The 21,729-nt window shown below is 67.3% G+C and carries 26 protein-coding genes and 1 tRNA gene; 15 read left to right on the plus strand and 12 right to left on the minus strand.

The features are described 5' to 3' along the window. The first annotated feature begins 4 nt into the window (after positions 1–4). The 3 genes from J3A66_RS11145 (at position 5) to J3A66_RS11155 (ending at position 1,759) form a co-directional block, all read left to right on the plus strand. Positions 5–331, plus strand: a complete 327-nt coding sequence (locus J3A66_RS11145) for a DUF1491 family protein (protein WP_209568934.1) — start codon at positions 5–7, stop codon at positions 329–331. 330 nt (positions 332–661) lie between these two features. Next, positions 662–1,144, plus strand: a complete 483-nt coding sequence (locus J3A66_RS11150) for a cell wall hydrolase (RefSeq protein WP_348634038.1) — start codon at positions 662–664, stop codon at positions 1,142–1,144. A gap of 117 nt (positions 1,145–1,261) precedes the next feature. Further along, on the plus strand, positions 1,262–1,759 hold the full coding sequence (locus tag J3A66_RS11155) for an MmcB family DNA repair protein (protein WP_031395094.1): 498 nt from the start codon (positions 1,262–1,264) through the stop codon (positions 1,757–1,759). Between the two features lie 60 nt (positions 1,760–1,819). On the opposite strand, the gene J3A66_RS11160 is transcribed toward J3A66_RS11155, so the two are convergent. Next, positions 1,820–2,476: an ankyrin repeat domain-containing protein gene (locus tag J3A66_RS11160; RefSeq protein WP_245336803.1), complete on the minus strand. Its 657-nt coding sequence runs from the start codon at positions 2,474–2,476 to the stop codon at positions 1,820–1,822. Between the two features lie 74 nt (positions 2,477–2,550). On the opposite strand from J3A66_RS11160, the gene J3A66_RS11165 reads away from it, so the two are divergent. From J3A66_RS11165 to J3A66_RS11175, 3 genes are read left to right on the plus strand one after another with little or no spacing between them, the layout of a single operon-like run. Continuing rightward, positions 2,551–3,150 carry an SCO family protein gene (locus tag J3A66_RS11165; protein ID WP_166746565.1) on the plus strand — a complete coding sequence of 200 codons (600 nt, stop codon included), beginning with the start codon at positions 2,551–2,553 and terminating at the stop codon, positions 3,148–3,150. After that, complete coding sequence (locus tag J3A66_RS11170) at positions 3,147–3,581, plus strand: YcgN family cysteine cluster protein (protein ID WP_031395091.1); 435 nt, start codon at positions 3,147–3,149, stop codon at positions 3,579–3,581. Before J3A66_RS11165 ends, J3A66_RS11170 begins: the two co-directional genes overlap by 4 nt. Positions 3,582–3,585: 4 nt before the next feature. Beyond that, entirely contained in the window at positions 3,586–4,260 is a 675-nt protein-coding gene (locus J3A66_RS11175) for a SprT family zinc-dependent metalloprotease (RefSeq protein WP_107931050.1), read from the plus strand. Here J3A66_RS11175 and J3A66_RS11180 read toward each other — a convergent pair. The 5 genes from J3A66_RS11180 to J3A66_RS11200 all read right to left on the minus strand — a co-directional run bounded on the left by J3A66_RS11180 (position 4,236) and on the right by J3A66_RS11200 (position 9,681). Next, positions 4,236–6,395: a PBP1A family penicillin-binding protein gene (locus tag J3A66_RS11180; RefSeq protein WP_209568938.1), complete on the minus strand. Its 2,160-nt coding sequence runs from the start codon at positions 6,393–6,395 to the stop codon at positions 4,236–4,238. The genes J3A66_RS11175 and J3A66_RS11180 overlap by 25 nt on opposite strands. Before the next feature lie 119 nt (positions 6,396–6,514). Next, complete coding sequence (locus tag J3A66_RS11185) at positions 6,515–7,600, minus strand: FAD-dependent monooxygenase (protein WP_348634039.1); 1,086 nt, start codon at positions 7,598–7,600, stop codon at positions 6,515–6,517. Beyond that, positions 7,597–8,295 carry a methyltransferase domain-containing protein gene (locus J3A66_RS11190; RefSeq protein ID WP_209568943.1) on the minus strand — a complete coding sequence of 233 codons (699 nt, stop codon included), beginning with the start codon at positions 8,293–8,295 and terminating at the stop codon, positions 7,597–7,599. Before J3A66_RS11190 ends, J3A66_RS11185 begins: the two co-directional genes overlap by 4 nt. Then, positions 8,289–9,419: a type III polyketide synthase gene (locus J3A66_RS11195; RefSeq protein WP_348634040.1), complete on the minus strand. Its 1,131-nt coding sequence runs from the start codon at positions 9,417–9,419 to the stop codon at positions 8,289–8,291. The genes J3A66_RS11190 and J3A66_RS11195 overlap by 7 nt, the downstream gene beginning before the upstream one ends. A 100-nt stretch (positions 9,420–9,519) precedes the next feature. Continuing rightward, on the minus strand, positions 9,520–9,681 hold the full coding sequence (locus tag J3A66_RS11200) for a hypothetical protein (RefSeq protein WP_156360361.1): 162 nt from the start codon (positions 9,679–9,681) through the stop codon (positions 9,520–9,522). A 325-nt stretch (positions 9,682–10,006) separates the two neighbouring features. On the opposite strand from J3A66_RS11200, the gene J3A66_RS11205 reads away from it, so the two are divergent. Together J3A66_RS11205 and J3A66_RS11210 are read left to right on the plus strand one after the other, a co-directional pair. Then, the gene (locus tag J3A66_RS11205) at positions 10,007–10,474 is read left to right on the plus strand and encodes a hypothetical protein (RefSeq protein ID WP_031395526.1); all 468 of its coding nucleotides are present in this window, start codon (positions 10,007–10,009) and stop codon (positions 10,472–10,474) included. 212 nt (positions 10,475–10,686) lie between these two features. Then, positions 10,687–11,394: a PilZ domain-containing protein gene (locus J3A66_RS11210; protein WP_209568946.1), complete on the plus strand. Its 708-nt coding sequence runs from the start codon at positions 10,687–10,689 to the stop codon at positions 11,392–11,394. Here the strand turns inward: J3A66_RS11210 and J3A66_RS11215 are convergent. From J3A66_RS11215 to J3A66_RS11225, 3 genes are all read right to left on the minus strand, one after another. After that, the gene (locus tag J3A66_RS11215) at positions 11,391–11,546 is read right to left on the minus strand and encodes a hypothetical protein (RefSeq protein ID WP_166746558.1); all 156 of its coding nucleotides are present in this window, start codon (positions 11,544–11,546) and stop codon (positions 11,391–11,393) included. The genes J3A66_RS11210 and J3A66_RS11215 overlap by 4 nt on opposite strands. Before the next feature lie 92 nt (positions 11,547–11,638). After that, positions 11,639–11,725 (minus strand) — tRNA-Leu (locus tag J3A66_RS11220). A 162-nt stretch (positions 11,726–11,887) separates the two neighbouring features. Further along, positions 11,888–12,874, minus strand: a complete 987-nt coding sequence (locus tag J3A66_RS11225) for an MJ0042-type zinc finger domain-containing protein (RefSeq protein ID WP_209568948.1) — start codon at positions 12,872–12,874, stop codon at positions 11,888–11,890. Between the two features lie 198 nt (positions 12,875–13,072). Between J3A66_RS11225 and ftsE the strand changes: the two genes are divergently transcribed. From ftsE to J3A66_RS11245, 4 genes are read left to right on the plus strand one after another with little or no spacing between them, the layout of a single operon-like run. Then, entirely contained in the window at positions 13,073–13,783 is a 711-nt protein-coding gene (gene ftsE / locus J3A66_RS11230; RefSeq protein ID WP_056406665.1) for a cell division ATP-binding protein FtsE, read from the plus strand. Then, positions 13,780–14,658 (plus strand): FtsX-like permease family protein, encoded by an 879-nt coding sequence (locus J3A66_RS11235; RefSeq protein WP_192069375.1) that lies wholly within the window; start codon positions 13,780–13,782, stop codon positions 14,656–14,658. The genes ftsE and J3A66_RS11235 overlap by 4 nt, the downstream gene beginning before the upstream one ends. Continuing rightward, positions 14,655–15,191 (plus strand): YdcF family protein, encoded by a 537-nt coding sequence (locus J3A66_RS11240; RefSeq protein ID WP_209568950.1) that lies wholly within the window; start codon positions 14,655–14,657, stop codon positions 15,189–15,191. Before J3A66_RS11235 ends, J3A66_RS11240 begins: the two co-directional genes overlap by 4 nt. Then, the gene (locus tag J3A66_RS11245; RefSeq protein ID WP_056406671.1) at positions 15,188–15,874 is read left to right on the plus strand and encodes a 1-acyl-sn-glycerol-3-phosphate acyltransferase; all 687 of its coding nucleotides are present in this window, start codon (positions 15,188–15,190) and stop codon (positions 15,872–15,874) included. The genes J3A66_RS11240 and J3A66_RS11245 overlap by 4 nt, the downstream gene beginning before the upstream one ends. A gap of 25 nt (positions 15,875–15,899) precedes the next feature. Here the strand turns inward: J3A66_RS11245 and J3A66_RS11250 are convergent, their stop codons facing one another. Together J3A66_RS11250 and hisC are read right to left on the minus strand one after the other, a co-directional pair. Beyond that, positions 15,900–16,808, minus strand: a complete 909-nt coding sequence (locus J3A66_RS11250) for a prephenate/arogenate dehydrogenase family protein (protein WP_056673245.1) — start codon at positions 16,806–16,808, stop codon at positions 15,900–15,902. Then, a complete protein-coding gene (gene hisC, locus J3A66_RS11255; protein ID WP_209568952.1) occupies positions 16,808–17,905 on the minus strand; it encodes a histidinol-phosphate transaminase in 1,098 nt (365 codons plus the stop codon). The genes J3A66_RS11250 and hisC overlap by 1 nt, the downstream gene beginning before the upstream one ends. Positions 17,906–17,978: 73 nt before the next feature. Between hisC and J3A66_RS11260 the strand changes: the two genes are divergently transcribed. The 3 genes from J3A66_RS11260 to J3A66_RS11270 all read left to right on the plus strand — a co-directional run bounded on the left by J3A66_RS11260 (position 17,979) and on the right by J3A66_RS11270 (position 20,241). Further along, on the plus strand, positions 17,979–19,118 hold the full coding sequence (locus tag J3A66_RS11260) for a homoserine O-acetyltransferase (RefSeq protein ID WP_209568954.1): 1,140 nt from the start codon (positions 17,979–17,981) through the stop codon (positions 19,116–19,118). Next, positions 19,115–19,735, plus strand: coding sequence for a methionine biosynthesis protein MetW (metW, locus tag J3A66_RS11265; RefSeq protein ID WP_209568956.1), 621 nt, complete (start codon positions 19,115–19,117; stop codon positions 19,733–19,735). Before J3A66_RS11260 ends, metW begins: the two co-directional genes overlap by 4 nt. Positions 19,736–19,845: 110 nt before the next feature. Then, complete coding sequence (locus J3A66_RS11270; protein WP_209568958.1) at positions 19,846–20,241, plus strand: response regulator; 396 nt, start codon at positions 19,846–19,848, stop codon at positions 20,239–20,241. A gap of 16 nt (positions 20,242–20,257) precedes the next feature. On the opposite strand, the gene J3A66_RS11275 is transcribed toward J3A66_RS11270, so the two are convergent. After that, entirely contained in the window at positions 20,258–21,709 is a 1,452-nt protein-coding gene (locus tag J3A66_RS11275) for a PAS domain-containing protein (RefSeq protein WP_209570481.1), read from the minus strand. Positions 21,710–21,729 lie beyond the last annotated feature (20 nt).

A 21,729-nucleotide genomic window follows, 5' to 3' on the forward strand; every position in this document is an offset into this window, starting at 1 on the left:
TGCGATGAGTGGCCGGCTTCCCAGCGGCGTCCTCGTCAGTGCGCTGCTCCGACGGGTCAACGATGCCGGCGGTTTCGGCGCGGTGCTCGCCAAAGGGGACGCGCAGGGCGGCGCGATCCTCGTGATCGCCATCGACCGTGGTGCCCTGCCCCGCCTGCTCGAGCGCGGAATCGGCGCCGACGGGCGAACGGCGCTGATCGACTCGACTCCGGCCGAAGATCTCGACGGCTATTGGCGTCGACGGCGGTCGAGCGATCCGGATCTCTGGGTGATCGAGGTGGATGTCGCAGCGGCGGAACGGTTCGCCGCTGAAACGATCCTCGCCAATTGACTCCAAAGTCCCCCCGATAGAGGGGATATTCAACATTGATTGGCGTTGTGCTGGGACGGGTGCGATCCGGATCAGTTACGCAGTCGGGGGGATGCCTGGACGATCGGCTCGTACGATTGGTTCCGTGGTCCAACCGCATCTGAATAAGTTTGAATGACGATTTTGCAGCGGGCCGCAACGATTGCGGTCATGACCTTCTCTCTCGCCGGCCTGTTCGGCAACAGCGCGCCCAGCCAGGCGACCGGCGTCGATCGCTCGACCGCCAGCCTTACCGCACTCGCAAATCTAAACGCCCTCTCCTCTCAGAATGTTCCGCAGATCGTTCCCGCCGTGACGCCCGTCACCGCCGTCGAGCCCGCTGCACAGACCGCCGTCCCGACGTCGGCCGAAATCGAAGACGAAGAATTCGAAACGCTCGCCCAGGCCGTTGCCGCGCAGGATAGCGCCGCCGCCGACGAAGCGCTCCAGTGCCTTGCCGGCGCCATCTATTTTGAATCCAAGGGCGAGCCGCTCACCGGTCAGCTCGCCGTCGCCGAAGTCATCATCAACCGCGCCAAGTCGGGTCGTTTCCCCGCCGACGTCTGCGACGTCGTCAAGCAGCGCGGCCAGTTCAGCTTTGTTCGCGGCGGCCAGATCCCCGCGATCAACAAGGGCACGTCGTACCGCACCGCCATCGCCGTCGCGAAAGTCGCACTGGCCGATGCGTGGAACAGCCCGGCCGAGAAGGCACTGTATTTCAATACCGCCGATCGCCGCCCTGCGGGCCGCGTCATCAAGGTCGCTTCGATCGGCAACCACGTCTTCTATCGCTGATCGACAGCCGATCCGGACAGGATCCGGTTCATGATCAGCATACCACTTGCATCGCCAACCCTATAAACAATCCGTGAACGCGCTTGCGTCGTTCGCGGATTGTTCTATTTCTGGCGCATGCTCGACAGCCCCCCGGACTCCTGCATCGACGAACCCGGATCACCCCTATGTGCCGCCGATGTGGCACGCGGCGTGATCCGGATGTTGTTGCGCCACGACCTGACCGCGATGGCTGAGGTTCCCCTCGACGGGGGGCGTCGCGCCGATCTGATGGCGATCGATGCCCGCGGGCAGATCGTCGTCGTCGAGATCAAGGTGTCGCGCGCGGATCTGGTGGGGGATGGCAAATGGCCCGAATATCTCGGGCATTGCGATCGCTATTTCTGGGCGGTGCCGGCCGGGTTCGACATGCGGCCGCTGCAGGGGGCGGCGTTTCTGCCCGAACGTACCGGGATCATCGTCGCCGATCGCTATGACGCCGCGATCGTCCGTGAGGCGCACACGACCCCCCTGCCCGCGCATGTCCGCAAGCGCTGCACTTTAGCCTTTGCGAGACGCGCCGCACGCCGCCTGATCGCACAGGTCGATCCCGACGCCGCCGGTCTCGCCTTCTGATCCGGCTGGCGGCTGATCCTCCCGATACGCGGCAGGATCAGCCGCCCGGCGACGTGATCGTCAGAATTTCGGTCCCGAAACTGCCTTGCGGGTCTTCTTCGGCGCATCGGCCAGCAGCTTGGTCACCACGACGTTGCGGCCGTCCTGCTTGGCATAATCGCGGGCCGACATGCCGGCGATGATATCCGCCTGATCGGGATCGGCATTTTCGTTGAGCAGCACGCGGATCATGGCAACGTCGCGGCGCTGAACGGCGCGGATCAACGGAGTCTCTCCTGCCGAATTGGCAAGGTTCGGATTGGCGCCGGCGGCGGTCAGGATCGGGATCATGTCGGTCTGGCCGAGCGTCACCGCGAGCAGCAGCGGCGTGTTGCCCTTGCCGTCGCGCAGATTGGCGTCGGCGCCTTTCTGCAGCAGGAACCGCAGATAGGTCTCGTCGGCACGTTTGATGACGATGTGCAGCGCGCCCTCACCCGTCGAGACGTCGCGCGCATTGACGATGCTGCTGCCCGGACGTCCGAGCATTTCGAGCACCTCGTTGTTCTTCGACTCGCGCACCGCGTTCAGGAATTTATATCCCTCCGACTGATTCTGCGCATGCGCGGCACGCGGGGCGATCACAGTGGCGGCGGGAAGCGCGATCACGGCTCCCATCAACAGGGCGCCCATGGTCTTGGCGCCCGTCGTCAGGGCGGGGCACTGGCGGATATACGACATCGATAGATCCTCGGGACGCGGGTGATGTGCGACGCTTGCGCCGCACGGGCTAACAGATCAAGGCTGGCTGTATCATGACCAATCGACGCCCCGCCCTTCTCGCCGCCCTCGCGCTCGCGGCGTGCAGCCCCTCTGCGCCCGATACGAGCGCGGCGCCCGCGACGCCGCCGCTTGCCGGGGCGCGGATCGGCGGGCCGTTCACGCTCGTCGATCAGGACGGGCAACAGGTCAGCGACCGCCGGTTCGCGGGCAAATACCGGATCATGTATTTCGGCTACACCTTCTGTCCCGATGTCTGTCCGACCGACATGCAGACGATCGGCGGCGCGATGAAACTGCTCGAGGCCAGCGATCCGGCGCTTGCGGCGCGGATCGTGCCGATCTTCGTGACCGTCGATCCGACGCGCGACACCCCTGCGGTCGTCAAGCAGTTCGTCACCGCCTTTCATCCGCGCATCGTCGGGCTCACCGGCAGTCCCGCGGCGATCGAGACGGTGAAGAAGGAATTCGCGATCTTCTCGGCCAAGGGGGATGCCGCGCCCGGTGGCGGTTACCTCGTAAATCACTCGCGTCAGGCCTATCTGATGGATCCGGACGGCAAGCCTCTCGCGCTGCTGCCACAGGATAAGGGACCACAGGCCTTGGCCGATGACATCAAGCGCTGGGCCCGATGAGCGCCAGATTCTGGGAAGACACGCCGATCGAGAAGCTCGACCGCGGCCAATGGGAAGCCCTGTGCGATGGTTGTGGCAAATGCTGCATCCACAAGCTCGAGGACGAGGATACCGGCGAGCTCGTCGCGACCAATGTGTCGTGCCGGCTGCTCGACCGGCGCAGCGGGCAGTGTTCGGACTATCGGCACCGCCACGCCTATGTCGCAGAATGCGTGCGGCTGACGACGTCGAATGTCCGCGATATCGACTGGCTGCCCTCGACCTGCGCCTACCGCCTGCGCGCGGCGGGCGAGCAGCTTCCCGAGTGGCATTATCTCGTCTGCGGCGACCGCGAGGCGGTCCACCGCGCCAAACAGTCGGTCCGCGGCTGGACGATCAGCGAGGACGAGGCCGGTGAGCTCGAATATCACGTGATCGACCGCGAACTCTGACGCGGTGATCGACGGCCTCGAGATCATCCGGCATCCGCGCGCACGCCGGGCACGGTTGTCGATCGATCCCGCCAGCGGCCGCGCCCGGCTCGTCCTGCCCAAGCGGGCGGCCTTGAAGCAGGCGCTGGCCTGGGCGGAGGAGAAAGCAGACTGGATCGCCGAACAGCGCGCGCGGCTGCCGCGGCCGCAGCCCTTCGTTCCCGATGCGGTTGTGATGGTCGCCGATGAGCCGGTGACGATCGCGTGGACCCCGGGCAGCCGCCGCACGGTGGTCCGCGACGGCGCGATCCTGTCATTGTCCGGTCCCGTCGAGACGATTGCGCGCCGTGTCGAGGCATGGCTCAAGCGTACCGCGCTGGACCTGCTTGACCAGGAAACCGCCGAATATGCCGCCAAGGCGGGGGTGAGCGTCACGCAGGTCGCGATCGGCGATGCCAGGGGCCGCTGGGGCAGCTGCGCGTCGAGCGGGGTGATCCGCTACAGCTGGCGGCTGATCCTCGCCCCCGGCTTCGTACGGCGGGCAACGGTGGCACATGAGGTCGCCCACCGCGTCCACATGAACCACGCGCCCGCCTTCCACGCGCTCGTCGCCGATCTCTATGGTGAGGACCCCACCCCTGCGCGCGTCTGGCTACGCACGCATGGCGCGGCGCTTCACTGGGTCGGTCGATCGTCCTGAAAGCGATCGCGCGAACTCTCGCGTGACCAGTCCCGCTGGGGCGCGCGCGGCTGCGGCGCGACGGGATCGCGCCGGGGTGCGTCCCGGCCCGTTACCCTGTCGATCCAGTCCTGGTTCAACTGCTGCTGCGGCACCTGCGGAGGTTGGTCGGACGGGTCCGCATCGGGGCGCGGTATCGGCTCGCCCGCCGGGGCATCGCTTGGCATATCCGGAACACCGCCAGGCTCGATCGGATTGCCATTCTCGTCGACCATCATCTGGCCGTTGTCGGGCTGGCCGAAATAGCTCTCCTCATCGGGTTCGAGCTGCCATTCGGGCAAGGTCACCTGCGTATCGAACTGCTCGATCGGGCGATTGGCCGTGGCGGGCTTCATGAACGCGGCCCAGGCGCGCGCCGGTGCCGTACCACCGTGCAGTCCCGAGATCGGCTTGGCATCGTCGCGGCCCATCCAGACGCCGGTGGTGATGCCGCTCGAGAAGCCGAGGAACCAGCCATCCTTCGACGAACTCGTCGTGCCCGTCTTGCCCGCCACCGGGCGGCCGATCTGCGCGGCGCGCCCGGTGCCGGTGTTGACCGCGGTCTGCAGAAGGTCGGTCATCTCGGCGGCGACATAGGGGGCGACGAGGACGTGGCTGCGATCGACCTCATGCGTGTAGATCGTTTGGCCGTTCGCGGTCACGCGGGTGATGCCATAGGGGGTCACCGCGACGCCCTTGCTCGCGACGCTGGCAAAGGCACGCGTCATGTCGATCACGCGGACCTCCGACGTGCCCAGCACCATCGAGGGATGCGTGTTGACCGTCGTCGTGATCCCGAACCGCCGCGCCATGTCCGCGACCGTCGTGAAGCCGACCTCCTGCCCCAGCTTGGCCGCGACGGTGTTCAGCGAATAGGCAAAGGCCGTGCGCAGGCTGACGGCGCCGGAATTGCGCCGCGAATCGTTGCGCGGGCTCCATCCGTCGATCGTCACGGGTTCGTCGACGATCGAATCCTCGGGCTTGTGCCCGGCCTCGAGCGCGGCGAGATACACGAACAGCTTGAACGCCGAACCCGGCTGGCGCACCGCCTGCGTCGCGCGGTTGTAGATCGACGAGACATAGTCCTTGCCGCCGACCATCGCCTTGACCGCGCCATCGCGGTCGAGTGACACCAGCGCGCCTTGCGCACCCGCGGGGGCATTCGCCCGGATCGCGGCATCGGCATCGCGCTGCATCGAGAGGTCGAGCGTCGTCCACACCTCGAGCGGTGCCTCGGTCTCGTCGATCAGCGTGTCGAGCTGCGGCAAGGCCCAGTCGGTGAAGTAGCGGACGCTGTTCTGCTTCGGCTCGGGCGCCAGTTTGAGCCCCTGCACATCGGCATCGGCGGCCTCGCCCGCGCTGATGACGCCGGTTTCCGCCATCGTCTTCAGCACGACGCCCGCGCGGCCCATCGCCGCCTCGGCATCGGCAGTCGGCGAATAATTGGACGGTGCCTTGACGAGCCCGGCGATCACCGCCGCTTCGGCCAGCGACAGGCGGTCCGCCCCGTGGCCGAAGAACTTGCGCGACGCGGCGTCGATCCCGTAGGCGCCGCCGCCATAATAGACCTTGTTGAGGTAGAGTTCGAGAATCTGGTCCTTGCTGAACTTGCGCTCGAGCGCGAACGCCAGGATCCATTCGCGGAACTTGCGCCCGAACTTCTTCTGGTTGTTGAGGAAGACGTTACGCGCGAGCTGCTGCGTGATCGTCGACCCGCCCTGCGTCCAGCGCCCGCGATCGAACCGTACCTTGACCGAGCGTGCGATCCCGACCGGATCGACGCCGAGATGCGATCGGAACCGACGATCCTCGACCGCGACGGTCGCGTCGCGCATCACCGCGGGGATCTGACCATAGGAAAGCCATTCGCCGAAACTCGGCCCCATCGACACGATCACGCTGCCATCGGCGGCATGTACCCGGATCATCTGGCCGTTGGGCGAGGATTTGAGGCTTTCGAAGCTCGGCAGCTGCGCGCGGGCGATATAGATCGCGATCACCAGCGCGCCGAGCGCGAGGATGGCAATACCGGCGAGAACCTTCAGGAGGAGGACAAACCGGCGGCGCCATGAGGAGCGAGGCCGAGAGGGGCGGGAAGCGGGACGCGCGCGAGCCATGAAGGGTCGACGAAATACGCCTTAACCGCGGCGCCGACAAGCGGTTCGCGTGTGCGCCCGCGGGACGCGCACTCCGCCCGGCGTTTCGTCGACAGTATTCATCGCCGCGCGACGGCGCGTCACGCGCTGATCCGCGTCGCCTGCGCGAGCATTCGGATCAGTACGGGATGCGCGAAGGGGATCAGCCGGGCGGCACCGCGGCTTTCGGCCACCCGGCGCACCGCGCCCGCCACCCCGATCGGCCGCGCGAGCGTCCGCGCCAGCTGCTGCTGCCATGCCGCCGCACCCCGTGCCCCGTCGGTGCGATAGGCGCGCGCGGCGGCGAGTCCGCTGGCCATCGCAATGCCCATGCCCTCGCCCGCCAGCGAGGGGATCACCCCCGCCTGATCGCCCAGCCTGTACTGCCCCGCCTGCCCCGTCGTCTGGCGCCAGCCATAGGGGACGTTGGCAATCGCATCGATCGTCGCATCCGGCGCGATCGCGGCGACCCATTCGCCAAGTGCCGGCATCGCGCGGCCAAGCTCGGCGAGCAGATCAGCCGGCGTTCCCGCCTCCTGCAACCGCGAGCGATGTACCGCCATGCACAGATTCGCGCTGCCATCCTCCTGCATCGCAAGCCCGGCATAGCCCCGGTCGAAGAGATACAGGTCGATCTGCCCCGCCAGCGCGCGGGCCATCGCTGGCGGGGGCACGATGCGGACGCGTATCCCCAGCGTCGGATCGGCGCCGCGGGCGCTTGCCGGCCGTGCGGTCCCGCGAACGTCCGACTTGCCATTGGCCAGGAACAGCGCGGGCGCGGCGATCACCGCGCCATCGGCGGTCCGCACCTGGCCGTCTTCGATTGCCCGCACGGTCACCCCGCGTTCGACCGCTGCGCCCTGCGCCACTGCGGCGGCGAGCAGAACGGTGTCGAGTCGCCGTCGCGATACCGATAGCGCAGGCCTTGGCAGCGCGGCATGCGCGACGCGGCTACCGGCGAAGATCCGGACGGTCGTCGTTCGCGCCGGGTTGAGCTGATCCGGATCGATCCCCAGCCGCGCCAGCGTGTCGAGCGTCCGCCAGCTGAGGAACCCGCCGCACAAGGCGTCGCCCGTCTCGCGGCTACGCTCGATCAACAGATGCGGCAGGCCCGCGCGTGCAAGCTCGATCGCGACCGCCGCCCCTGCCGGCCCGCCGCCGACGATCAGCGCGCGCGTCGCGGTCACCGCAGCCGTTCGACGCACAGCCGGAACGGGAACGCCCGGAACACGCGCGCACCGCGGATCCCCGCCTCGTCGAGAATCGCCGGCCATTCGTCGGGCCGGTACGACCGCGCGATCGACAGCGTCCCGTCGTGACGCACGATCGGATGCCAGCGCGCGAGCCGTGCAAGAATCGGAAATCCGCGATGCGCAAAGCCATGGCGATGCAGATCGTTGATCAGCCAGCATCGCGCATGTGCGTCCATGAACCGAAGGAAGGCAATCAGTTGGGCATGGCTCATATGGTGCGCGACCAGGCTGCTGACGATCGCATCCCAGCGGGGTTCGGCGCCCCTCTGACCGGCGAGTTCGGCGTAATCCCCCGTGACATAGCGGATCGTCGATCCCGCGTCCGTATGCATGCGCGCGGCCTGTTCGCTGCGGGGATTGAGGTCGACCCCGACCAGTTCGGTGTTCACGCCTCGCCTGCGGGCCCAGCGCTCGATCGTCCTCAGCATGTCGCCATCGCCGAACCCGACATCGAGCAACCTCAGCCGCGTCCGCCCCGCGATGACCCGCTTCAGAAAGGCAAGCGTCGGACGCGCCGCCATCGTCACGACATTCACCTTCGCAAGATCGGCGACCACCGCGGCATAAGTCTCCGGCGCCAGGTCGTCGGCGTCCATCAGTTCCTCGGCCTGTGTCCGCGTCGTCAGCATCGCGGTGCGCTTCGGAAGCCGATACCCTCGGCCGCGAGACCAGGGCCGAACGCCAGCGCGACGCCGCGGCCGATGTCCGGACCCGCGAGCAACTGCTGCAGGACGAACATCAGCGTCGCCGACGACATGTTGCCGTTCGCCGACAGCACCGCACGCGACGCGTCGAGCGCATCCGCCGGGAGCGCCAGGGCATGCTCGACCGCATCGAGGATCGATCGCCCGCCGGCATGGACCGCCCATCCGTCGACCGTATAGGCGGGGCGTCCGCCGCTCGCGGCGGCGCGGAAGGCGGGATCGGCGAGCGCCTGCGCGATCCGCCCCGGTACTTCTCCGGACAGATGCATCGCAAAGCCCTGGTCGGTGATGTCCCAGCGGATCAGCGCCTCGCTGTCGGGCAATGCGGTGGCGAACGGCGCTTCAAGTTCGAATCCGCTCGGATCGCTGGTCACCAGCGCCGCGGCGGCACCGTCGCCGAACTGGAGCATCGCCAGCAGCGGCTCGATCTCGGACACCGCCTGCAGGTGCAGCGTGGACAATTCGACGGTGACGACCAGCACGCGCGCGCCGGGCTCCGACCGGACGATATGCCGCGCGCTGCGGAGCGCGACGACCGCGGCATAGCAACCCATGAACCCGATCAGCAGCCGCTCGACCGTCGCGGGCAGCGCGAGCCTGCGAGCGATGATCTGGTCGATGCCGGGCGCGACGAACCCGGTGCAGCTCGCCACCACCAGATGCGTTATCGTGCCGAGCGCGATCGTTTCCTGAAGCGCGGCGATGGCCTCGAGGGCAAGACCGGGTGCGGCGTCAGCATAGATGGCCATCCGCTCCGCGGTGCCGGGATGCGGATCGATCGCGTAAAAGCCGCCCGGGTCGACCGGAGACCCGGCATGCAGCCGCTGCGTGTCGCCGCTGTCGACGCCGTCCGCAACCGCGATGGCCTTGGTCGGCGGCAGCACCGACCAGCGGTGCGCGATACCCGATCGACCCGCCATCCGATCGAACAGCCTGGCCGAACGGGCATCGACCCGGTCGCGTGCCCAGCGGATAAACGCCTCGTGAATGTCATGGCCGGGGACCGCAGTCCCGATCGCGTTCAGATAGGCAGGCAGGGGAGCGGGCACGACATCCTTTCGCACGGTTGATACGGCCAACGCGTGACGTCCGGACATCGGCCCGACGTGCGGCTATAACAAGCCCTTGGCATGCGGAACCGCGCTGGCTTCAGTCCTGATCGATCGGGTCGAGATGGTCGTGCCCGACCAGGTACTTCTCCTCGACCATCGCCATGCTGACACCGACATAGGCTGCAATCGCGTGATCGCCCGCCTGTTCGAGCGCGCGACAGGCTTCCTGCAGAAGCTCATAGGTGCGTGCAGCATTCATCGCGTATCTCCGAGGAGGGCGTCCGGGCGGGGAGATCATGCCGGACGCGGGCAAAATCGATCAAACCTTATATTGGTTTCACATTGGTACAAAATTCCACCTGTTGCAGCCCAAAAACCCACACGGGGCAAGCCACCAATCGCAACCAAACTGAACAGATTTCAACCCGTTTTGCATATCTTAAGAAAGTTCCGAGACTATCGCGTGTACCTAAAAGAATAGAGCGGTAAAACAGATAGCTGAATGATGTTGACCATTATGCCGGCGTGCCGCCATATTTGGGTCATTATGGGCTTAAGACCCTGTGGGCGACCGGGAGCATGTGGTGAAAGACGAATCCGTTGCCGACTTGATCAAGGATCTGGGATCGAGGCTGGCCGCCGTCAGCGAGGAGTTCACGGCGCGGGCATCGCGGGTCGTCGACCAGCGGGCCGAGGATGCGACGAGCCCGATCAGCGAGGAAATGCTCGTCGCCCGGGCCAAGGAGATTCTGGCGCATCGTAAACTGCGCCGTCGCTTCCTGCCGGGCGAATTGTTCCACGAGCCGGCCTGGGACATGCTCGTCGCACTGTTCGTTTCGCACCGCGATCACCGGCCGACCAACGTCAAGGCGCTGGTCGCGATGGCGGATGCACCGGTCACCACGTCGCAACGCTGGATCGAGCATCTCCACAAGCTGAAGCTGATCGACCGCGTCAACGACCCGACCGATCGGCGTCGCATCGAAATCTCGCTGAGCGCAGCCGGCTATGACGCGGTCGCCGGCTACCTCACCGCGATCGCCCGACGCTGACCGGCATTCAGCACAGTATTACAGTAATTTCGGTTTTGTAGTAATTAGTTAAGCCGCGCCTAGCACGGTTCGCCGACACCGTTCGGGGATATCAAATGTGCGGCAAGGCAGACCAGGCTCAGGCACCAGATGGCGCTTTCGCGCACCGACAGGGCGGTGCGTGCTGATCGCGCGTCGCGCCTCCCGATCGCATGGCGGCGGGGAGACGGCGCGTGCTCTCGGGGCCTGACGAGGGAGACGAAACCGGCGGTGACGGCGGGAGCGGAGCAGATCTGCGCCGGCCCGCGGACCGCGACCGGCGTGCCGGTCGGCGCCATGCGACCGTCCTGCTGATTGGCCGGGTCATGCATGCCGACCGCGGCTCGATCTGTCTCGTCCATGACATTTCGACCGTCGGTCTGAAGGCGCGCTTCACCACGCTGCCAGCGCTTGGTGAGACGCTAGAGATCAAGGTGCGGGGCATGCCGTTGCTTCGCGCCACCGTCCGCTGGGTCGACGGGTTTCACGCAGGGGTCGATTTCGACGAGCCGCATGTGATCGACCCCGTCTTCGCGACGCGCGACGCCGCCGGGATGATCGCCCGATCGCCGCGATTCGTCGTATCGGCACCGGTCAGGCTGAATGTTCAGGGGTGCTGGTATGCTGCACGGCTGGTCGACATCTCGACCGGAGGTGCGAAACTCGAGGTCTCGGCGTCGCTCTGCGAGCATTTTTCACAGGGGCAGGCGGCCCAGCTCGTCGTCGATCCCGGCGGACTCGCGATTTTTGCGGCAATCTGCTGGCGGCGTGGCAACCGATTCGGGCTTCGCTTCGTTGCGCCGCTATCGCTCGTGACTTTGTCCCGGGTGCTGGAGTCAAACCCCGATTGTCAGGTCCCCATCCCCCCTCCCAGGGGCCTGGCAACGACGACCGGCGACTAAACCTCGTCGGTCGTCAACTTCACCTTGTTGGGAAGCTTCTTGCCCTTGGTGCGGCGCGACGGGAGCTGCACGGGGTGCTTCTTCTTCCACTGCGCGAACGTCATCGGGCCATCGGGCGTTTCGATGATCTGGTCGTCGATCGAATCGGCCATCGCCGTGCTCCGCTTTGACAGGATCCCGCAGGACGGACCGTCATGTCCCCCATGGGGGTGGTTCTGATCCGGGTCGGTAGAAACGAGGAAAGTGGTGCGGCCGAGAAGACTCGAACTTCCACGGGCTTTCGCCCACAACGACCTCAACGTTGCGCGTCTACCAGTTCCGCCACGGCCGCACGTGAAACACTGACCGGACAAGCCGGCTAGCTGGTAGGCCGGTGCCACTAGCAAGGCTTTTGCGATCCCGCAACGCCCTTTCGCCATCGAATGCGCGCCGCTGCGAGAAAATCATGCCGCAGGGCCCTATGCCGCCACCGCGTCGGGGCGGGGGGACCGGATCAGGAGGCGTCTTCGCCAGCAAAGCTCAGTTCGAGCCGTTTCGAATTCGACGGCACGTCGAGCTTGGCGGAGTTGAAATCGATCGCGGCGCCGGGTGTCAGCGTCCGCTTTTGCGGGGTGATCGTCCAGCTATACACGATCCGGCCCTGCGCATCGCGCAGCTCGGCGCGGATGTCGGGCACACGCTGCGTCGAATCGGAGGGGTTGGTAACCTGCCCGCTGACCGCGAACAGCTCGGATCCGTTGTCCAGTTCGCGGCGCTCGATCGGATTGTCGCGCAGTCGCAGCGGTGTCTCGTCCGCGCCCGTCACGAGTCCAAGCTGCGTCGCAAGGCCAGGTGCGCCGACATAGAGGATCGCAGCGACGCCTAGCAGCATCAGAAGCCCGGCCGCCACCGCACCGATCGTCCACAGCCGGGTGGTGTTGCGCCGTGCGCGGAACGGCGGGGCATGTGCGAATGCATCATAGGAATCGGCGTCGCTCCGGCTGCCCGCATAGGAGGACGGAGCGGCGCTGTCGGTGGTCGTGGCGGACACGGTCGTCGCAGCCGCCGGCGGCACGGCCTGCGCATCCTCGACATCCGGCGTGGCAGCGGGCGGGGCAGCCGGCGCGGCAGCCAATGGCGCAAAGGGTCGGATGATCGGCGGCGGCAGATCGTCGGCGGTCTGCGCAGCCGAAGGCGGCGAAGACATCGGAACCCCGGACGGGGTGGGCGAGGACGGATTGGGCCACGCCGGATTGGGCCAGACCGGGGGCGCGGCGGGCTCAGCGTCGAACGCCGCGCCGAACGGCGGCGCGGGCGCGAAGCCCAGCGGGGCCGCAGGCATCGCCTCCGCGGGAGCCGGCGCGTCGGGCGCCGTGATGTCCGTCGCGGCCTGGAACCAGCTGTGGCGGCAATTGGCACAGCGCACGGTCCGACCTTCGGTGCCGATTGCGCTGTCGGGGACCAGATAGCGTGTGCTGCACTCGGGGCATTGGAGGATCATCGGGCACGATTCACTGCGGGCCGCGGGACGGGGCCGTTCGCCGTCAAACTAAGCACGTGGCCCCCGCTCGTGGCAAGCATCATGCGCCCGGATGCTGTCTGCCGCGCTGCAGATGGCCGCCAGCTTGAAGCCGCGCGCGCTTTCATGCGAAAGCGAGGCTCACGGCACAGGCGAACTCGGGCGGGCGCGACCAATTTCATGGCGAATATCGTGCAGTTCGAAAATGTTGGCTTGCGCTACGACACCGGCGCGGAAACGCTGTCCGACATCTCGTTCACGCTGCGCAGCGGCGCCTTCTACTTTCTGACCGGCGCGAGCGGCGCGGGCAAGACGTCGTTGCTACGGCTGCTCTATCTCGCGCAGCGGCCGAGCCGCGGCGTGATCCGGCTGTTCGGCGAGGATGCCGTGCTGCTCCCGCGTGACCGGATGCCGGGGTTTCGCCGCCGCATCGGCGTGGTGTTCCAGGATTTCCGGCTCGTCCCGCATCTGTCGACCTGGGACAATATCGCTCTGCCGCTACGCGTCGCGGGGATGCCCGAGGCGGATCTGCGCCAACCGGTCGAGGAGATGCTCGCCTGGGTCGGCCTGACCGAACGCGCCGAGGCGCGACCGGCGACGCTGTCGGGTGGTGAGCAGCAACGCGTCGCGATCGCCCGCGCGGTGATCGCCCGGCCCGAGATGCTCGTGGCCGACGAGCCGACCGGCAATGTCGATCCCGACATGGCCGAGCGGCTGCTCCATCTGTTCGAATCGCTCAACAAGCTCGGCACGACGGTGGTGGTCGCGACGCATGATCTGCACCTTCTCAACCGGATTCCGACCGCGCAGATGATGCGGCTCGATCACGGCCGGTTGCTCGATCCGACCGGGTCGTTGCAGTACCCCCCATCGCCCCGGGCCGAGCCATGAGCCGCGCATCCGAACGTCGCGTGCTCGACGAGGCTGGCGGCGTCCGTGCCATGACCTGGGTCATGGCGATCATGTTGTTCCTTACCATGCTCGCCGCCGCGCTCGGGCTGGGGACCGCTGGTGCCGCGCGCGCGCTCGATCGTCAGCTGGCGGGACGGCTAACGGTCCAGATCATCGACGGCGACCCGGTTCGGCGTGATGCCAGTGCCGCCCGCGTCCTCGCGACGCTGCGGACGCTGCCGGAGGTGACCCGCGTCGCCGCGGTCGATCGCGCCGAGCTGACGCGGCTGTTGCGACCCTGGCTCGGCAGCGACGGCGCCGATCCGGGGCTGCCCGTGCCGGCGATGATCGACGTCGATCTGGGCGGCCAGGACGATGCCGCGGTCGCAGCGGTCGCGCGCGCGGTTCGCGGCGTTGCGCCGACCGCGCGCGTCGACCGGCACGAAACCTGGATGTCACCCGTCAGCGGGGTGATGCGCTCGCTGACGCTGCTCGCGCTCGGTATCGTCCTGTTGATGGCGGGCGCGACCGCGGCGGTGGTCGTGCTGGCGGCACGCGCGGGACTTGAAACGCACCGCGCGACGATCGAGGTCATGCACATGTTGGGATCGACCGATCTGCAGGTCGCGCGTCTCTTCCAGCGTCGGGTGGCGATCGACGCCGCGATCGGCGGCGTGGCCGGTGCCGGCGTCGCGATTGCCGTCATTTTGCTGATCATGACCCGGTTGCAGGGGCTGGGCTCCGAACTGCTCGACGGGGGGCGGTTGTCCTCGACCGACTGGGCCACGCTGGGCGCGATGCCGGTCGGGTTCATCGTGCTGGCGATGGTCGCCGCGCGCGCGACGATCGTGCGCGCGATGAGGACGACCTTGTGATCGTCCGCCTTCTGGGTGTCGGTGTGCTCGTCTGGGCGCTGGGGTTCGCCGCGTTCATGCTGCTCCTGCCGCCGCCGCTCAACGGCTCGACCACCGATGCGATCGTCGTGCCGACCGGCGGGGCAGGGCGGATCGATCGCGGTCTGTCCCTGCTGCGCGACCGCCAGGCGAAGCGGATGCTGGTGACCGGAGTCGCGCCGGGCGTCCGCCCGATCGACCTCGCGCTCGAATATCGCACCTCGCCCAGCGTCTTCGCCTGCTGCGTCGATCTCGGCGCGGATGCGGTGGATACGCGGTCGAATGCCGAGGAAACCGCGCGCTGGGTCAAGATGCACGACTATCGTACCGTGCGCCTCGTCACCTCGGACTGGCATGTCCCGCGCGCCAAGATGGAGCTTGCCGCAGTGCTCGGGCCGCGGGTGCTGGTGCTCGGCGATGGCGTCCCCGGCACGCCGCGGCTCGGGACGCTGGTCAACGAATACAACAAGTTGATCCTGCGACGGATCGCATTGTGGATAGGATTTGGCGCATGATCGCCTGGTTGCGAACGATCGTCTTCATGATCGTCTTTTACAGTATCTCGGCGCCGATTGTGCTGACCGTGCCGATCAGCGCGCTGTTCGGGTCGCGCGCGGTGATCGTCCATTCGACGGTGTGGACGCGGTTCCACCGCTGGGCGACGCGCTGGATCCTCGGCATCCGGATCCGGATCGAGGGGACGAGGCCCGACGGCGCGGCCTTCTACGCGTGCAAGCACCAGGCGATGTTCGAGACGCTCGAGCTTCAGGCGCTGCTCGACGGCCCGGCGATCGTTCTCAAGCGCGAACTGGCGGACATCCCCGCCTGGGGATGGGCGGCGCGACGCTATGGTGCGATCGTCGTCGACCGCGACGCGTCGGCCAAGGCGCTGCGCAACATGATGCGCGAGGCGATCGCGGCCAAGGCGACCGGGCGCTCGGTCCTGATCTTCCCCGAAGGCACCCGGGTCGCACCCGGCGAGCATCCCCCGCTCAAGCCGGGTTTTGCGGGCCTCTACCGCGCGCTCGGCATGCCGACGGTCCCGATCGCCTGCGACAGCGGCACCGTCTGGCCGCGCAAGGGGCCCAAGCGCGCAGGCGTCATCACCTTCCGCTTCGGCGAGGTCGTCCCCGCCGGTCTCAAGCGCGAGGAGGCCGAGGCGCGCGTCCATGCGGCGATGAACGCGCTCGACGGCTGACGCCGCTGGTGCCGCTCAAATGGGGTCAGTCGTGCGCGCGGCCGAAATCGGCGGCGTCGTCGTCCTGACCCTGTTCGACGATCGACCGGCGTACCGCGCGAGTGCGCGTGAACAGGTCGAACAGCTCGTCGCCCTTGCCCCAGCGGATGGCGCGTTGCAGCGCGCTCAGATCCTCCGAAAAACGCTGCAGCATGTCGAGGACCGCCTCGCGATTGGTCAGGAACACGTCGCGCCACATCGTTGGATCCGATGCCGCGATACGAGTGAAGTCGCGAAAGCCGCCCGCCGAATATTTGATCACCTCGGACTGGGTGACCTCTTCAAGGTCGCTCGCGGTGCCGACGATCGTGTAGGCGATCAGATGGGGCAGATGGCTGGTGATCGCCAGCACCCGGTCATGATGATCCGGGGCCATGAACTCAATCTGCGCGCCCAGCCGCCGCCAGAATTCGGCGACCCGCTCGACCGCAGCCGGCTCTGCGCCCTCGGGGGGCGTGACGATGCACCAGCGATGGTTGAACAGTGTCGCGAACCCCGCCTCGGGCCCACTGCGTTCGGTGCCAGCGACCGGATGCGCGGGGATCACGGTCGCGCCCGGCAGCGCCTCCGCCAGCACGCGTGCGACCTCGGTCTTGCTGCTGCCGACATCGCTGACGATCGCCTCGGCGGGCAGGTCCGCGGCAAACTCCGCCGCGACCGCCGCCATCGCGCCGACGGGGACGCACAGGATCACCAGATCGGCGTCGATCACCGCACTCCCCGCCGTGTCGGCGATATCGTGGCACAGCTCCAGCCGGTCCGCGGTCGCACGCACCGCGGGATCGGCGTCATAGCCGGTGAGCCGCACCGTCGGCATCGCCTGCAGCACGCCGCGCGCGATCGACGATCCGATCAGCCCCAGTCCCAGAATCGTGACGCGTGCGAACGGCAACATCAGCCCCGCTCGACCAGCGCGCGCAACGCCGCGATCACGCCGCGCGTCTCATCCTCGGTGCCGATCGTGATACGCAGCGCGTTGGGCAGGCCCTGTCCGGGCAGCCAGCGGACAATATACCCCGCCTCCATCAGCCCGTGATAGGCCGCGTCGGCGGTCAGCTGACCTTCGAACAGGACGAGCACGAAATTCGCCTTGGAGGGTACACAGCGAAGCCCTGCGTTGCCCATCTGCGCGACCTGCTCGACGAACCAGCCGCGCCAGCGGTCGTTGTGCGCGCGAGTCGCATCGACGAAGCCGGTATCCGCCAGCGCCGCGACCGCCGCCGCCTGGCCCGCCGTCGTGACGTTGAAGGGCGCGCGGATGCGGTGCATCGCATCGATGATCGGCGCGCAGGCATAGCCCCAGCCGATCCGTTCGGCGGCCAGGCCGTGGATCTTCGAGAAGGTCCGCGTGACGAGCACGTTCGCCTCGGTCATCGCCAGCGCGAGGCCCGCGTCATCCTCCTCGGGGCTGAGATATTCGGCATAGGCCTGGTCGAGGACGAGTAGCACCGAGCGCGGCAGGCCGGCGTGCAACCGGGCGATCTCGGCGCGCGGCGTGAAGGTGCCGGTCGGGTTGTTCGGGTTGGCGACGAACACGACGCGGGTGCGTTCGGTGACTGCGGCGAGGATCGCATCGACATCGGTCGCATAGTCGTGGTCGTCGACGACGACCGGCTCGGCACCGACGCGCCGCGTTGCGATCTCGTACACCGCAAAGCCGTAGCGGACGTGGATGATCTCGTCTCCGGGGCCCGCATAGGCGCCCGCGACCAGATGCAGGATCTCGTCCGATCCGGTGCCATAGATCACGCGTGCCGGATCGAGGTCGTAATGCGCCGCCAGTGCCTCGCGCAACGCGGTCGCGCTGGCGTCGGGATAGCGTTCGAGCGTGTGATCCGCGCCATCGAACGCGGCCTTGGCCGCGGGGCTTGTCCCGAGCGGGTTCTCGTTCGACGACAGCTTGATCACCGTGCGGCCATCATCGGTCGTCGAGCGACCGGGCGTGTACGGCGCGATCCCCAGGATCCAGGGCTTCGGCGTGGGTGCGGGCATGATGTTTGTCATGGCCGCGGGGCATAGCGGTCGGTGTGGCGCAGTGGCAAATGGTTGTGGTAGCGGACGCGTCATGCTCGACACGATTGATCCCGACCGGACGACCGACGCGCGCTTCGGCCTGGCGCGTCGCGTGACCTTGCCGGGACCGTTGCGGCTCGATGGCGGCGTCCTGCTGTCGCCGGTCGACATTGCCTATGAAACCTATGGCACGCTGAACGCCGACGCCTCGAACGCGGTCCTGATCTGTCATGCGCTGACCGGTGATCAGCATGTCGCCTCGACGCATCCGCGGACCGGCAAGCCCGGCTGGTGGACGCGCATGGTTGGTGAGGGGCGACCGATCGATCCCGCGCGGCATTTCGTCGTCTGCGCCAATGTGCTCGGCAGCTGCATGGGCTCGTCGGGGCCTGCGACGATCAACCCCGCGACCGGGCGCGCCTGGGCGATGGGATTTCCGGTCATCACGATCCGCGACATGGTCCGCGCACAGGCGATGCTGCTCGACCATCTCGGCATCGACGTGCTGCAGGCGGTGGTCGGCGGGTCGATGGGCGGGATGCAGGCGCTGAGCTGGCCCGCCACCTTCCCCGACCGGGTCCGCGCCTGTGTCGTGATCGCATCGACCGCGCGCCACACCGCACAGAACATCGCCTTTCACGAGGTTGGCCGCCAGGCGGTGATGGCCGATCCGAACTGGCGCGGCGGCGATTATCACGACGAGTCCGCGCCGACCGCGGGGCTCGCGGTCGCGCGGATGGCGGCGCACATCACCTATCTGTCGGAAGCCGGGCTGACCGAGAAGTTCGGGCGGCGGCTGCAGGCCCGCGACGCCAAGTCGTTCGGCTTCGACGCCGATTTCCAGGTCGAGAGCTATCTGCGGCATCAGGGCCTCGCCTTTACCGACCGGTTCGACGCCAACTCCTATCTCTATATCACCCGCGCGATGGACTATTTCGATCTTGCGGAGGAGCATGGCGGGCTGCTCGCCAACGCCTTTCGCGCCACCAGGGCGCGCTTCTGCCTCGTCAGCTTCGACACCGACTGGCTCTATCCGACCGCGGAATCGCGCAGCATCGTCCAGGCGCTCAATGCCGCAGGCGCACCGGTCAGCTTCGTCGAGCTCAGCAGCCCGTACGGCCATGACGCGTTTCTGCTCGAGGCGCCCGAGCTCAACCGCGTCGTCGACGGATTTCTGAGGGCAGGGACATGAGCACCCCGACGCCGCAGGAGACGCTGCGCGCCGACCTGGGGATCATCGCGCATCACGTGGCCCGTGGGTCGCGCGTGCTCGACGTCGGATGCGGCGACGGCGCGCTGATGTCGGCGCTCCGCGACGAGCGCGAGGTCGATGCGCGCGGGCTGGAGATCGATCCGGGCAACGTCGCGGCGGCGGTAGGCCGCGGCCTGTCGGTGATCCAGGGCGACGCCGATGTCGACCTGCAGGGCTATCCCGATGCCAGCTTCGACTATGCGATCCTCAGCCAGACATTGCAGACCGCGCGCGCGCCCGATCTGGTGCTCGACCATCTGCTGCGGATCGGTCGGCGCGCCTTTGTCAGCTTTCCCAATTTCGCGCATTGGCGCGTGCGGCTGTCGCTGCTGTGGGGCGGGCGGATGCCGGTCACGCGGCAATTGCCCGAAAGCTGGTACGACACTCCCAACATCCATCACGTCACGATCGACGACTTCCGCGCCTTCCTCCGGCAGCGCGGCGTGATCGTCGAGGGTGCCTGGTTCCTGTCGGGCGACAAGCAGACGACGTCGGCGGCTGCCAACCTGCTCGCCGAGCACGCCGTGTTCCTGTTGCGGGGCGAACCGGGGGCATGACCCGGGCGTTCCCCCGGTAACACAGGTTATTTGTTTCAATTCGCTACAGGTTCTTGATTCAAATCAATAAACCGAAGGAACGGATAGCCCGGCCAACGGTTGCCACGACAATGACCAAGACCGCCATGATCGTTGAAGATGAAATCTTCGTCGCGCTGGATCTCGAAAGGATCCTGATCGACGCCGGATATCACGTCGTGGCGATCGCGGCGGACCGCGAAACCGCGCTCGTCGCCGCGGCCGGATGCGATTTCGCCTTTGTCGACGTGAATCTGCGCGACGGTCCGACCGGTCCGTCGATTGCGGAGACGATTGCACGCGATCACGGCGTGAAAATCGTCTTCGTCACCGCCAATCCCAGCCAGATCGGCGACGCCGATTGCCTCGGCTATATCCGCAAGCCGTTCAACGATGCCGCGATCCTTGCCGCCGCCGAACTGGCGACCACGGGTCAGGCGCTACGCGGCGGTAGCGAACTGATCCAGATCCGACGGCGCGGGAACTGACGGGGAGGCCGCGCGGTCAGCGGCAGAAGGAGGGCAGGGGGACCCCGATCTCGACGCACAGCCCCTCGGGACGCCAGTCGCGCCGTACCGTGCCGCCCAACTGTCGGACCGCACTCATTTCGATCAGTTGACTGCCGAAACCCTTATGGCTCGTCGGGTGCGCGATCGGCGGGCCACCCTGCTCGCGCCAGGTCAGACGCACCGTGCCCGTGGCGCCGTCCCCGTCATTCCCGATCGTCAGCGCGACATGCCCATCGACGGTCGACAGCGCGCCGTATTTCGTCGCGTTCGTCGCGAGCTCGTGGAACAGCAGGGCGAGCGGGGTCGCGGAACGGTCGTCGATCCGCACATCGTCGCCGATCACGACCAGACGATCCGTCCCGTCTTGCCGATAGGGTTCGAACAGATCGCCCAGCAGGCCCTTCAGACTGTCCTGCGGGGCTTCCGGACGCGACTGTGTGCTGTGCGGGCGGACGAAGTCATGCGCACGGCCCAGCGCGGTGATGCGGTGGCGCAGGTCGGTCGCGATCCCGGCGAATTCGGGTTTGCCGCGCGCGGAAAAGGCGATGAGCCCCGCGATGACGGCGAAGATGTTCTTGATCCGATGGCTCAGCTCCTGGCTGATCACCTCGCGCTCTTCATAGGCGAGCTTCTGCTCGTGGATGTCGGTGCAGGTCCCGAACCAGCGCGTGATCGCGCCCTGGTCGTCGCGCACGGGCAGCGCGCGGCCGAGCACCCAGCGATAGGTGCCGTCCCGGTGCCGCAACCGATATTCGATCGTATAGGGCTCGCCGCTGGCGAGCGAATGGCGCCAGATCGTCCAGGCGCGGTCCTGGTCCTCGGGATGGAACACGTCGTTCCAGCCCTCGCCATCGGTCGTGCCGGGCGTCGTGCCGGTAAACTCGTACCAGCGCGCATTGTAATAATCATGGAAGCCGTCGGGCAGCGTCGACCAGACCATCTGCGGCATCGTGTCGGCCAGAGTCCGGAACCGCAGATCGCTCGCCTCGAGCGTACGCCGCGCCCGCGCCTCGGCAAAGGCCTGTTCGCGCGCGGTCCGGCGATCGTCGAGCCGCCCCATCGCCGCCTTGGCCAGCAGCGTCAGCCCGTCACGCTGGAACGGCGTAAGCCCCGCCCGCGACGTCGTCGCCAGCACGCACAGCGCGCCGAGCGGCACGCCTTCGCTCGATACCAGAGGCGCCCCCGCATAGAAGCGGACATGCGGAGCACCGGTGACGAGCGCGTTGTCCACGAACCGCGGATCGGCCTGCGCGTCGGGCACTTCCATCACGTCGTGATGGTGCATCGCATGCGCACAGAAGGACTGGCTCCGCGGCGTCTGGTCGAGATCGGTGCCGCTGCGTGAGAGGAACCGCTGATATTCCTCCTCGACCAGGCTCAGCAGCGCGATCGGCGCATCGCACAACCGGGCTGCGAACGACACGATGTCGTCCAGCTCACCCTGCATGCGCGCGCCCGCGACATCGT

The sequence above is a fragment of the Sphingomonas sp. PvP018 genome (assembly GCF_017876865.1).
Classification (GTDB): Bacteria; Pseudomonadota; Alphaproteobacteria; order Sphingomonadales; family Sphingomonadaceae; genus Sphingomonas; species Sphingomonas aerolata.

Coding starts and splice junctions, on each gene's coding strand:
- J3A66_RS11145 (WP_209568934.1), top strand. CDS start 5: ATGAGTGGCCGGCTTCCCAGCGGCGTCCTCGTCAGTGCGCTGCTCCGA.
- J3A66_RS11155 (WP_031395094.1), top strand. CDS start 1,262: ATGCTCGACAGCCCCCCGGACTCCTGCATCGACGAACCCGGATCACCC.
- J3A66_RS11160 (WP_245336803.1), bottom strand. CDS start 2,476: ATGTCGTATATCCGCCAGTGCCCCGCCCTGACGACGGGCGCCAAGACC.
- J3A66_RS11165 (WP_166746565.1), top strand. CDS start 2,551: ATGACCAATCGACGCCCCGCCCTTCTCGCCGCCCTCGCGCTCGCGGCG.
- J3A66_RS11170 (WP_031395091.1), top strand. CDS start 3,147: ATGAGCGCCAGATTCTGGGAAGACACGCCGATCGAGAAGCTCGACCGC.
- J3A66_RS11180 (WP_209568938.1), bottom strand. CDS start 6,395: ATGGCTCGCGCGCGTCCCGCTTCCCGCCCCTCTCGGCCTCGCTCCTCA.
- J3A66_RS11190 (WP_209568943.1), bottom strand. CDS start 8,295: ATGCTGACGACGCGGACACAGGCCGAGGAACTGATGGACGCCGACGAC.
- J3A66_RS11200 (WP_156360361.1), bottom strand. CDS start 9,681: ATGAATGCTGCACGCACCTATGAGCTTCTGCAGGAAGCCTGTCGCGCG.
- J3A66_RS11215 (WP_166746558.1), bottom strand. CDS start 11,546: ATGGCCGATTCGATCGACGACCAGATCATCGAAACGCCCGATGGCCCG.
- J3A66_RS11225 (WP_209568948.1), bottom strand. CDS start 12,874: ATGATCCTCCAATGCCCCGAGTGCAGCACACGCTATCTGGTCCCCGAC.
- ftsE (WP_056406665.1), top strand. CDS start 13,073: ATGGCGAATATCGTGCAGTTCGAAAATGTTGGCTTGCGCTACGACACC.
- J3A66_RS11235 (WP_192069375.1), top strand. CDS start 13,780: ATGAGCCGCGCATCCGAACGTCGCGTGCTCGACGAGGCTGGCGGCGTC.
- J3A66_RS11245 (WP_056406671.1), top strand. CDS start 15,188: ATGATCGCCTGGTTGCGAACGATCGTCTTCATGATCGTCTTTTACAGT.
- J3A66_RS11250 (WP_056673245.1), bottom strand. CDS start 16,808: ATGTTGCCGTTCGCACGCGTCACGATTCTGGGACTGGGGCTGATCGGA.
- hisC (WP_209568952.1), bottom strand. CDS start 17,905: ATGCCCGCACCCACGCCGAAGCCCTGGATCCTGGGGATCGCGCCGTAC.
- J3A66_RS11260 (WP_209568954.1), top strand. CDS start 17,979: ATGCTCGACACGATTGATCCCGACCGGACGACCGACGCGCGCTTCGGC.
- metW (WP_209568956.1), top strand. CDS start 19,115: ATGAGCACCCCGACGCCGCAGGAGACGCTGCGCGCCGACCTGGGGATC.
- J3A66_RS11270 (WP_209568958.1), top strand. CDS start 19,846: ATGACCAAGACCGCCATGATCGTTGAAGATGAAATCTTCGTCGCGCTG.
- J3A66_RS11275 (WP_209570481.1), bottom strand. CDS start 21,709: ATGCAGGGTGAGCTGGACGACATCGTGTCGTTCGCAGCCCGGTTGTGC.